Source organism: Allostella sp., assembly GCF_041913585.1.
Lineage (GTDB): Bacteria > Pseudomonadota > Alphaproteobacteria > ATCC43930 > Allostellaceae > Allostella.
Genome location: NZ_JAYSFE010000147.1, coordinates 1 through 10515 on the forward strand (window position 1 = coordinate 1; position 10515 = coordinate 10515).

Here is a 10515-nt window from a genome sequence, read left to right on the forward strand (position 1 = left end):
CGCAGGCCGAGCCGTCGATGTGGAAATGCTGGCCGCCGCCGGCATTGTAGCCGCGGACCTTCTCGACGACGTCGGAGATGTCGATGACGCTGCCCAGAAGCTGCCCCTGCCAGGACTGGGCGATCGGGCGGCCGAGATGGGCGCCGAGCCCGATATAGACGCGCGCCATGTCGTCGGCCGAATAGCGATGGCGCGGGAAACCGCGCATCAGCAGCACGCCGCGGCCGTCGAGCAACCCGTCGCGCAGCCGCTTCATGGTCGGGCCGAGGCCGGGCAGCGGAAAGGTCCCGGTCGTGATCTCCGGGATGTCGCGCGGGCCGCAGGCCTGCAGGGCGGCATCGATCTCCGCCACCTCGTCGGCGGTGAAGCGGTGCATCATCTCGGTGCGGTAGTCGATCTCCGAGCCCTTCCAGGCGGATTTCGTCTCGATCTTCGCAAACGCCACGTCACTGCTCCTCGGTGTCCGCGCCTTCGCCGCCGCCGGTCGTGGACGCCGTGCCGGCGCCCGCGACCGCCCGTGCCAAGGGCATGCCATTGCGGAAAGCTTCCCCGATCGCACGATCAAAGGCAATGACCGGTACCGGCGGCGGCCCCGCCGCCTCATTCCGATCGGGAAAGACGACATGCCCAATCGGCATTTTTGCCGGGCGGCGTGCCGGCCTATCGTCGCGCGAGTGGCCGGTCCGCCGGCCGGCATGCCCAGCTTCCCTCGCGAACCCGAGGCTTCCGCCATGATCATCGACTTCTCGAGCCGGCCGCCCCTGGCCGATTTCGGCGTCCGGGCCGGCCATCTGTCGAACTATCGCCGGGTCTACCGGTCGAGCGAGGCGGCGGCGGTCGAGGCCTCGGCCGGGGAGGAGGACAAGCTGGCGGCCTATCTCGCCGCCTACGACGCCGCCGGCGTCGACCATGTCGTGGTCCGGGCCAAGGACACCGAGACGACCTTCGGGCTCAAGACCAGCAACGAGTTCGTGGCGGGCTTCTGCCGCGAGCAGGGCGGCCGCTTCATCGGCTTCGCCGGCGTCGATCCGCACAAGGGCATGGCCGCGATCCGCGAACTGGAGCACGCGGTGAAGGAGCTCGGCCTGCGCGGGCTCAACCTGCAGTGCTTCGAGCACAAGATCGCGATCAACGACAAGAAGCTCTACCCGCTCTATGCCAAGTGCATCGAGCTCGACATCCCGGTGACGGTGCATTCGTCGATCAACTTCTCGACCGAATGCCTGATGGAACACGGCCGGCCGATCCTGCTCGACGAGGTGATGGTCCATTTCCCGGAGCTGCGGGTGATCGCCGCGCCGCCCGGCTGGCCCTGGGTGCAGGAACTGATCGGCGTCGCCTGGCGCCACCGCAACGTCTTCATCGGCGTCTCGGCGGTGCGGCCGAAGTACCTGGAGGCCGAGGATTCCGGCTACGAGCCGCTGGTCAAGTACGGCAACTCGATCCTCCAGGACCAGATCGTCTTCGGCACCTCGCACCCGCTGCAGCCGATCGGCCGCGGCTTCGACGAGGTGCGCGCCCTGCCGCTGAAGCCGGAGGTGACGGCGAAGTGGATCGGCGGCAACGCCGCGCGCCTGCTCGGCCTCGACTGATGCATCCCGGCATCGTCGAGATGCAGGCCCGGCTCCGCCGCCTGGAGCGCGAGCCGTTCTATGCGACCATGGGCGAACTCCTGGCCGACGCCGCCCGCCGCGACCCCGACCGCCTCGCCGTCGTCTTCTTCGAGCGCGGTGAGCAGCTGACCTATGCCGGGCTCGACCGGGCCGTCGACCGGGCCGCCAACGCCTTCCGGGCGCTCGGCGTCCGGCACGGCGACCGGGTCGCGGTGATGCTGCCGAACCGGATCGAGTACCCGATCACCTGGCTGGCGCTGGCCCGGCTCGGCGCCCTGATGATCCCGATCAACAACGGCTACACGCCGCGCGAGATCGCCTATGCCCTGACCGACGGCGGCGCCGGCTTCGCCGTCGTCGACGCCACCTGCATGCCGACCTTCGTCGCCGCGCCGGAGCGCCCGGGCGACCTGACCGACGACCGCATCGTCGTCGTCGGCCCGTCGCCGGTGCCGGGAACCCGGTCCTGGACCGGCCTCATGGAAACGGCGTCCGACCGCTTCACCCCGGCCTGGCCGGTCGGCGGCGACGACCCGGTCGGCATCCAGTACACGTCGGGGACGACCGGCCTGCCCAAGGGCTGTCTGCTGCCGCAGAGCTACTGGCTGCTGCTCGCCCGCGGGGCGACGGCGCGAACCACGGTGCCGGCCCGGCGGCTCCTGGTGCAGAACCTCTTCTTCTACATGAACGCCCAGTTCCTGCTGCTGACGGCGCTGAACACGGGCGCCACGCTCCTGATGGCCGAGCGGCCGAGCGCCTCGCGCTTCATCGGCTGGATCAAGGAGCATGGCGCCAACTGGTGCATCTTCCCCGAGGTCGTGCTGAAGCAGCCCGCGGCCGCCGACGACGCCAGGACGCCGCTCGCCGGGGTGGCGATCGCCGCCTTCAGCCGCGACGGCCATCGCGAGCTGGAGCGCCGGTTCCGCGTCCCGGCCCGCGAGATCTTCGGCATGACCGAGATCGGCCCCGGCACCTACATGCCGTTCGAGATCGAGGACATGGTGGGGTCGGGCTCGATCGGCGCCCCCTCGATCTTCCGCCGGGCCCGCATCCGCGACGCCGAGGGCCGCCCGGTGGCGCCGGGCGAGCCCGGCGAACTGCAGGTCGCCGGCCCGTCGATGATGAAGCTCTACGTCAACAAGCCCGAGGCGACGGCCGGGTCCTTCGCCGGCGAGTGGTTCCGCACCGGCGACCTCGCCCGCGAGGACGAGCAGGGCTTCTTCTACATCGTCGGCCGCCTCAAGGACATGATCCGGCGGGCGGGCGAGAACATCGCCGCCTTCGAGATCGAGAGCGTCGTCCGCCAGCTTCCCGGGGTCGTCGACTGCGCCGTGACCCCGGTGCCCGACGAAACCCGCATCGAGGAGGTGCGGATCACGATCGAGCGCCCGGCCGTCGCCGAGGGTGCCGGCCCCGAGGCCGACGAGCCGCTGCTGCGCCGGATCGTCGCCCATTGCGAGGCGAACCTCGCCCGCTTCAAGATCCCGCGCTACTACGCCTTCACCGAGCTCCTGCCGCGCACCGCGTCGAACAAGCTGGCGAAGCACCAGATCGTCCCGCCCGGCGGCGACCCGCGCAAGGGCACCTTCGACCGCGTCGACGGGCTGTGGCGGTGAGGGGGGCGGCTACGGCGCGAGCGCCGCCGCCCAGTCGGCGGCGGGCGCGGGACCTTCCGGGAGCCAGGGAAAGCGCGGGTCGCCCTCGAGGGTGATGCCGTCCGCGGCGGTGATCGGCCGCGGTCCGGGAGGCCGTGGCGCGTGCTGGGACCACCAGCTCGCGCTGACCGCGGCCGCGACCCGGGCGGCCGCCTCGTTGCGCAGGCCGGTGTCCTCGGCGCGGCCGAGGAGGGCGGTGGTGCTGGGGCGGATGCTGGCAATGAGCGTGCCCAGCGTGCCCAGCGCCTCCGTCGCCTGTTCGCGCGGCGCGACGAAGCCATAGAGCACCGGCACCGACCACGCGCCCTGCCCCCGCTGCGCGGTGCCGTCCGTCGCCGCCAGGATGTAGGCGGCGAGCGGCCTGCCATCCTTGCCGGTGCAGGACAGCGCCACCTCGCCCGCCTCCAGTTCTTCGGCCGGCGGGACCGGCATCAGCGCCCGGCCGAGGGCGCCGGCGAGGTCGGCCCGCCGCCGGCGGTGCTCCGCCTTCGGCTCGTCGGCACAGCGGCCGGCGAGCAGTCGCATCCCCTGCACCTCGGCGAAGCCGAGGCCGGGCATCAGCCGGGCGACCAGGACCGGAGTGCCATCGCCGTGCCGGAAGGTCTGGCCCTCGGCGATCCCGGCCGCCTTCAGCCGCTCGGTCGGCAGCACGAAGAGCGGCAGTTCCGGGTCGCCCAGGAAGACGCGCGAGGCGCCGTCCGCCGACGTCAGGGCGACGGTCCAGGACGCGGCACCGTCGCGCGCCGTGCCGCTGCCGCCGGCCACGCTCCAGCCCTGGGGAAGCTCGGCCGTGAACCCTCCGGCAGGATCGGCCCAGCGATGGGTGCGGGCCCTCGCGGCGGCGGACGGCGGCGCGCCGACCAGGCGGAGCGAGCCGAGGATGCCGGCTGCCGCGGTTGCCCGGCCTGCGGTCCAGTCCGCGCCCGCGGCCAGGACGAAGAGGGCGGTCGTGCCGCCGGCCGCTGCCTGCGTCGGTGCAAGCCAGGCCCGGCCGACCGTCCGCTCGCCGCGCCGCAGGGTGGCGGCGATGCCGCCGGCGCGCGTCTCGACCGGGCCGACCGCCAGGTCCGGATCCTGTCGCCGCGCGAGTTCGGCCAGGACGGTCCCGGCGGCCGCGCCGGCGAGCGCGGCCTGGCTGCGGACGGGCCACCACACGATCCGGCCGCCGTCGGGGCCTCGGGCGACCCAGTCGCCGGTTTCGCCGACCGCCGCCTGCCAGCCCGCCGGCAATCGGGCCTCGACCCGGCCGGCGCGGACAGGGGCCGCCGCCACGACCGGATCGGCGCCGAGCCGGACGTTGCGGAAGGCGAAGCGTCCCGGCCCGATCGCGGCAACGCCCATGCGGGTGCCGGCCGCCGGGGTGGCCGGGACCTCGGCGATCGGCACGCCGTTGGCGGTGACGCGGATGCGGCCAGCCGATTCGGCGGCTGCGAGGCGCACGAAGCCGCTGGCGCCCGGCAATGCGCGCCCCTCGACCTTCTTCACCCCGGTCTGGTCGCCGCGGAAGAGCGCGACCTCGCCGGTGCGCTCGACGAGGACGAGGGCGAACCGGCGCGCGGCCCCGGCGCCCTGCACGTCGAACAGCAGGCCCGCGCCGACCAGGGCGTCGGCCGGGGCATTGGCGGGCTCGCTGCGCACCTCGGCCGCCAGCGTCAGCGGACCGGCCGGGGCGGCGATCGACACGAAGCGGGCGCCGTAGGGCGCCCGGCGGTTCACCAGCAGATAGGACTCGTCGGCGACCGCCATCTCCCAGTCGCCGGCCTGCCCGACCGTGCCCTGCGGGGCGAGCGGGCCGAGCAGCCGGGTCAGCAGTTCGGCCGACGGCGTCTGGGCCGCGGCAGGGCCGGCGGCCAGGAGCGCCGCGACCAGCGCGGCAGCGACCAGAGCAGCGGCGCCCGGGCGGCGGAACGTCACTTGAGCGATGCCAGGCCGCGCGTCAGGCCGGCGAGCGAGAGCGGCATCGGCGCCACCTGACCCTGCGGGCCGCGGAACGCGACGAGCGCCTGGCTGCCGGCGCGCAACTGCTTCAGCAGGCCGTCGTCGAGCGTGATCGCGGCGGTGCAGGACCCGGCGTCGCAGCCCTGGATCGGCACCGCCATCACCTGGCCCTCGTCGATCCGGAAGCCGATTCCGGCCTCGCGGTTGATCTGGGTGGGCAGCTTGATGACCATCGCCATCTTGCGGTCGGACGTCAGTCGGCCGATGGCGACGGCCATGATCGGCTGATTCGGGTTCTCCTTCGGCGCGACCAGCTGACGGAGCGAACAGGTCTCGGTGCGGCCGGTGCGCTCGCAGGCGCGCACCCAGCTCCCGAACGCCTGGGGCTGTGCGGCCGCGGGGGCCTGCTGCTGGCCGCGCTGCTGGGCCGCGGCCGGACCGGACGCGGCGAGGAGAGCCGCCAGGACGGCCGCCACGGCCCCCCAGCGGAGGGGCCGGCGAGACGGCCCGATCGGAGGAATCGACATACCGCTATCTAGTCGCTAAAGACCGGCTTCGCCACCGCCCGCGCCGGGATCTTCGACGCGGGCCGCCGATCGTTGACTTGGGCGGACCCGGTCACTATGGTCCGCCGCTCATTTTCGCCCGCCGATCCTCGCGCGGGCCTCGAGGGTGCCCGATGAAGGTCGTCAATTCGCTGAAGTCGATGAAGAAGCGCGACAAGAACTGCCGGGTCATCCGGCGCAAGGGTCGCGTCTACGTCATCAACAAGACCAACCCGCGCTTCAAGGCGCGCCAGGGCTGATCGCCCCGCGGGCGGCATTCCGAGGACGGCCGCCCGCGCTTGACCCCGACCGCCCAGCCTTTACCTTGAGGGCCGGGCCGCCCGACCTGCTGCGGGACGGCCGGACAACGAGGCGGGGAAGGGGTCGTCCATGCTGATGCCCGAGCCCGACCGCGCGACGATCGCGCGGCGGCACGAAATCGTGGCCGCGCTGCGCGCGATCGTGCCGGACGGCGTGATCGACCGCGCCGAAGGGATGCGCGTCTACGAATCGGACGGGCTCACCGCGTACCGCCAGATGCCGCTCGTCGTCGTCCTGCCGGGGACGACGCAGCAGGTGGCCGACGTGCTGCGCTGGTGCGGCCGCAACGGCGTCAAGGTGGTACCGCGCGGCGCCGGCACCTCCCTGTCGGGCGGCGCCCTGCCGCTCGCCGACGGCGTCCTCCTCGGCATGGCCCGCTTCAACCGGGTGCTGGCGATCGACGCCGACAACCGCTGCGCCGTGGTCCAGCCGGGCGTCACCAATCTCGGCATCTCCCAGGCCGTCGCCCATCTCGGCTTCTATTACGCGCCCGATCCGTCGAGCCAGATCGCCTGCACCATCGGCGGCAACGTCGCCGAGAATTCGGGCGGCGTGCATTGCCTGAAATACGGGCTGACCACCAACAACGTGCTCGGCGTCGAGATGGTGACCATCGACGGCGAGATCCTGCGGCTCGGCGGGCGGCATCTCGACGCCGAGGGCTATGACCTGCTCGGCATCGTCGTCGGGTCGGAAGGGCTGCTCGGCGTCGTCACCGAGGTGACGGTGCGCATCCTGCCGAAGCCGGCGACGGCGCGCGCCGTCCTCATCGGCTTCCCGACCAGCGAGGCGGCCGGCGACTGCGTCGCCGCCATCATCGCCGCCGGCATCATCCCGGGCGGCATGGAGATGATGGACCGGCCGGCGATCCACGCCGCCGAGGATTTCGTCCATGCGGGCTACCCGCGCGACGTCGAGGCGCTGCTGATCGTCGAGCTCGACGGGCCGGCGGCGGAGGTCGACCACCTGATCGAGCGCGTCGCCGCCATCGCCCGCGCGCGCGGTTCGGTGACCCTGCGCGTCAGCGAGACCGAGGCCGAGCGGCTGGCCTTCTGGGCCGGGCGCAAGGCGGCCTTCCCGGCGGTCGGCCGGATCAGCCCCGACTATTACTGCATGGACGGCACCATCCCGCGCCACCGCCTGCCGCTGGTGCTGTCGCGGATGCGCGAGATGGAGGCGCAGTACGGGCTCCGCGTCGCCAACGTCTTCCATGCCGGCGACGGCAACCTGCACCCGCTCATCCTCTACGACGCCAACCGGCCGGGCGAGCTCGAGCGGGCGGAGGCGTTCGGCTCCGACATCCTGCGCCTCTGCGTCGAGGTCGGCGGCGTGCTGACCGGCGAGCATGGCGTCGGCGTCGAGAAGCGCGACCTGATGGGGACGATGTTCGACGAGACCGACCTCGCCCACCAGCAGCGCCTGAAATGCGCCTTCGACCCGGACGGGCTGCTCAATCCCGGCAAGGTCTTCCCGACGCTGCATCGCTGTGCCGAGCTCGGCCGGCTGCACGTCTCGGGCGGCAAGCTGCCCTTTCCCGACCTGCCGCGCTTCTGATGGCACTGCGTCCCGACGATCCCGCCCGCCTGGCGGAGATGGTGGCCGGCGCGCTCGCCGACGGCACGCCGCTCGAACTGGTCGGCGGCGGCAGCAAGCGCGGCCTCGGCCGGCCGGTGCAGGCGGCCGCCACCCTCGACCTCACCGGCCTCGCCGGCATCCAGCTCTACGAGCCGGCGGAACTGGTGATGGCGGCCGGCGCCGGCACGCCGCTCGCGACGATCGAGGCCGAACTGGCCGCACAAGGGCAGATGCTGGCCTTCGAGCCGCCGGACTACGGTCCAATCTACGGCGGCCCGGCCGGCGCACAGACCATCGGCGGCGTGCTGGCGACCAACCTCGCCGGCCCGCGCCGCATCAAGGCGGGGGCGGCGCGCGACCATTTCCTCGGCGCCGGCGCCGTCAGCGGCCGCGGCGAGCCCTTCAAGGCCGGCGGCCGGGTGGTCAAGAACGTCACCGGCTACGACCTCTGCAAGCTGCTGGCGGGGTCCCACGGCACGCTCGCGGTCCTCCACTCGGTCACCTTCAAGGTGCTGCCGGCGCCGGAGAAGGCGCGGACCGTGCTGGTGTTCGGGCTCGATCCGGCGGCGGCGGCGGCGGCGATGGCGGCGGCGCTCGGCAGCCCGCACGAGGTCGCGTCGGCGGCCCACCTTCCGGCGGCGGTGGCGGCCCGATCGGCGGTCGATTTCGTCCGCGACGCCGGCGCGTCCGTCACCGCGATCCGGGTGGAGGGGCCGGGGCCGTCGGTCGCGGTGCGCTGTGCGGCGCTGCGCGACCTGCTCGGCGCGCGCGGCCCCGTCGAGGAACTCCATTCCAGCCGCTCGGCCCGCCTCTGGGCCGAGATCCGCGACGTCGCCGCGCTGCTGCCGGACATCGACGCGGCGCTGTGGCGGCTGTCGGTCGCGCCGACGGACGGGCCGGCCGTGGCGGCCGCGATCGGACGGGCACTGCCGGCGGAGACGTTCTTCGACTGGGCGGGCGGGCTCGTCTGGATCGCGGTGCCGGCCGCGGGCGACGCCGGCCAAGCCGCGGTCCGCGCGGCGGTCGTGGCCTCCGGCGGCCACGCGACCCTGGTGCGGGCACCCGAAGCGGTGCGCGCCGTGGTGCCGCCCTTTCACCCCCAGGCCGCGGCGGTCGCTGCGATCGCCGAGCGGGTGAAGGGCACCTTCGACCCGCGGCGCATCCTCAATCCCGGCCGCATGACGCCGGACCTCTAGGATCCGAAGGTCGCCATGCAGACCCATTTCTCGATCGCGCAGCTGGGCGATCCCGACATCGCCGAGGCCGACCGGATCCTGCGCGCCTGCGTGCATTGCGGCTTCTGCACCGCCACCTGCCCGACCTACGTCCTCCTCGGCGACGAGCGCGACAGTCCGCGCGGGCGCATCTACCTCATCAAGGAGATGCTGGAGAACGAGCGGCCGGCGAGCGAAGACGTGGTGCCGCACATCGACCGCTGCCTCTCCTGCCTCTCCTGCATGACGACCTGCCCGTCAGGCGTCCACTACATGCACCTGGTCGATCATGCCCGCCGCCATGTCGAGGAGACGGGGCGGCGGCCGTGGCACGACCGCGCCTTGCGCCAGCTGCTCGCCTTCGTGCTGCCGCGGCCGGCGGCGTTCCGGCTGGCGCTGCTCGGCGCCTCGGTGCTGCGGCCGGTCGGGCGCCGCCTGCCCGGGCGCCTCGGCGCGCTGTTCCGCCTTCTGCCGGCGGACCCGGCCGGTCCGTCGCCCTGGGAGGGACCGCGGGTCTTTCCGGCCGCGGGGCCGCGGCGGCGCCGGGTGGTACTGCTCGAGGGCTGCGCCCAGAAGGTGCTCGACCCGGCGATCAACGAGGCGACGGTGCGCCTCCTCACCCGGCACGGCTGCGAAGTGGTGGTCGCCGAGGGCGCCGGCTGCTGCGGCGCGCTCGTCCACCACATGGGGCGCGAGCGCCCGGCGCTCGCCCAGGCCCGTGCCAATGTCGAGGCCTGGATGCGCGAGATCGAGGGGGAGGGGCTCGACGCCATCGTCGTCAACGCGTCGGGCTGCGGCACGACGGTCAAGGACTACGGCTTCATGCTGCGCAACGACCCCGACTGGGCCGAGCGCGCGGCCCGGGTGTCGGCGCTCGCCCGCGACGTCTCGGAGGTGATGGCCGACCTCGGTCTCGGACCCACGGTCCCGGTGCCGCCCTTGCGCGTCACCTACCACGCCGCCTGCTCGCTGCAGCACGGCCAGCGCATCCGCGAGGCGCCGAAGGCGCTGCTGGCGGCCGCCGGCTTCGCCGTCGCCGAGCCGGCCGAGGGCCATCTCTGCTGCGGCTCCGCCGGAACCTACAACCTGCTCCAGCCCGAACTCGCGACCCGCCTGCGCGACCGCAAGCTCGCCAACATCGACGCGACGGCGCCGGGCGTCGTCGCCACCGGCAACATCGGTTGCATGACCCAGCTCGCCGCCGGCACCGATACCCCGGTCGTCCACACGGTCGAACTGCTCGACTGGGCGACGGGCGGTCCGGTGCCCGAGAAGCTCGGGCGGGCGGTCGTGTAGCCGGACGTTTCTGCTATCATTGCGATAGCAGAAACGGAGAGGCCGATGGGACAGGTGATCGTCCGCAACCTCGACGACGCGGTTGTGGAGGCTCCGCGCCGGCGGGCGCGAGAGAGCGGGAAGTCGATGGACCAGTTTCTCCGCGAGGGGATCACCGCCATGGCGGCGCCCGACCGTCGCGAATGGCTCGAGGAACTCGACCGGATTCGCGCGATGGCTCCGCCCGGGGCCGGGAACGGAGCCTATCCGCCGGCGGAAGATCTGATCCGCGAGGATCGGGATCGCCGGTGATCGTCGTCGACGCCGGCGTTGCGGCGAAGTGGTACTTGCAGGAGGAAGGGACGGAGGCGGCGCTCGA

9 protein-coding genes and 1 pseudogene are annotated in these 10515 nt (G+C 73.3%); 7 read left to right on the forward strand and 3 right to left on the reverse strand.

Features of this window, described 5'->3' with window-relative positions; genetic code table 11:
- Positions 1 to 445: pseudogene (locus ACE3Q3_RS20670) on the reverse strand (hypothetical protein); the annotation flags it as partial.
- A 286-nt stretch (positions 446 to 731) separates the two neighbouring features.
- Here ACE3Q3_RS20670 and ACE3Q3_RS20675 point away from each other — a divergent pair.
- Complete coding sequence (locus ACE3Q3_RS20675) at positions 732 to 1592, forward strand: amidohydrolase family protein (protein ID WP_374449136.1); 861 nt, start codon at positions 732 to 734, stop codon at positions 1590 to 1592.
- Positions 1592 to 3229: a class I adenylate-forming enzyme family protein gene (locus ACE3Q3_RS20680; RefSeq protein WP_374449137.1), complete on the forward strand. Its 1638-nt coding sequence runs from the start codon at positions 1592 to 1594 to the stop codon at positions 3227 to 3229. The genes ACE3Q3_RS20675 and ACE3Q3_RS20680 overlap by 1 nt, the downstream gene beginning before the upstream one ends.
- Before the next feature lie 9 nt (positions 3230 to 3238).
- Here the strand turns inward: ACE3Q3_RS20680 and ACE3Q3_RS20685 are convergent, their stop codons facing one another.
- Both ACE3Q3_RS20685 and ACE3Q3_RS20690 read right to left on the reverse strand, forming a co-directional pair.
- Positions 3239 to 5182, reverse strand: coding sequence for a hypothetical protein (locus ACE3Q3_RS20685; RefSeq protein WP_374449138.1), 1944 nt, complete (start codon positions 5180 to 5182; stop codon positions 3239 to 3241).
- Positions 5179 to 5682: an invasion associated locus B family protein gene (locus ACE3Q3_RS20690; RefSeq protein ID WP_374449139.1), complete on the reverse strand. Its 504-nt coding sequence runs from the start codon at positions 5680 to 5682 to the stop codon at positions 5179 to 5181. The genes ACE3Q3_RS20685 and ACE3Q3_RS20690 overlap by 4 nt, the downstream gene beginning before the upstream one ends.
- 203 nt (positions 5683 to 5885) lie before the next feature.
- Here ACE3Q3_RS20690 and ykgO point away from each other — a divergent pair, with 203 nt between their 5' ends.
- The 5 genes from ykgO (at position 5886) to ACE3Q3_RS20715 (ending at position 10448) form a co-directional block, all read left to right on the forward strand.
- Positions 5886 to 6011, forward strand: coding sequence for a type B 50S ribosomal protein L36 (gene ykgO, locus ACE3Q3_RS20695; protein WP_374449140.1), 126 nt, complete (start codon positions 5886 to 5888; stop codon positions 6009 to 6011).
- 130 nt (positions 6012 to 6141) lie between these two features.
- On the forward strand, positions 6142 to 7626 hold the full coding sequence (locus ACE3Q3_RS20700; RefSeq protein ID WP_374449141.1) for an FAD-linked oxidase C-terminal domain-containing protein: 1485 nt from the start codon (positions 6142 to 6144) through the stop codon (positions 7624 to 7626).
- Positions 7626 to 8843 (forward strand): glycolate oxidase subunit GlcE, encoded by a 1218-nt coding sequence (gene glcE, locus ACE3Q3_RS20705; RefSeq protein ID WP_374449142.1) that lies wholly within the window; start codon positions 7626 to 7628, stop codon positions 8841 to 8843. Before ACE3Q3_RS20700 ends, glcE begins: the two co-directional genes overlap by 1 nt.
- A gap of 15 nt (positions 8844 to 8858) precedes the next feature.
- The gene (gene glcF / locus ACE3Q3_RS20710) at positions 8859 to 10157 is read left to right on the forward strand and encodes a glycolate oxidase subunit GlcF (RefSeq protein ID WP_374449143.1); all 1299 of its coding nucleotides are present in this window, start codon (positions 8859 to 8861) and stop codon (positions 10155 to 10157) included.
- Between the two features lie 45 nt (positions 10158 to 10202).
- The gene (locus ACE3Q3_RS20715) at positions 10203 to 10448 is read left to right on the forward strand and encodes a hypothetical protein (protein ID WP_374449144.1); all 246 of its coding nucleotides are present in this window, start codon (positions 10203 to 10205) and stop codon (positions 10446 to 10448) included.
- Positions 10449 to 10515: the final 67 nt, after the last annotated feature.

Coding starts and splice junctions, on each gene's coding strand:
- ACE3Q3_RS20675 (WP_374449136.1), top strand. CDS start 732: ATGATCATCGACTTCTCGAGCCGGCCGCCCCTGGCCGATTTCGGCGTC.
- ACE3Q3_RS20680 (WP_374449137.1), top strand. CDS start 1,592: ATGCATCCCGGCATCGTCGAGATGCAGGCCCGGCTCCGCCGCCTGGAG.
- ykgO (WP_374449140.1), top strand. CDS start 5,886: ATGAAGGTCGTCAATTCGCTGAAGTCGATGAAGAAGCGCGACAAGAAC.
- ACE3Q3_RS20700 (WP_374449141.1), top strand. CDS start 6,142: ATGCTGATGCCCGAGCCCGACCGCGCGACGATCGCGCGGCGGCACGAA.
- glcE (WP_374449142.1), top strand. CDS start 7,626: ATGGCACTGCGTCCCGACGATCCCGCCCGCCTGGCGGAGATGGTGGCC.
- glcF (WP_374449143.1), top strand. CDS start 8,859: ATGCAGACCCATTTCTCGATCGCGCAGCTGGGCGATCCCGACATCGCC.
- ACE3Q3_RS20715 (WP_374449144.1), top strand. CDS start 10,203: ATGGGACAGGTGATCGTCCGCAACCTCGACGACGCGGTTGTGGAGGCT.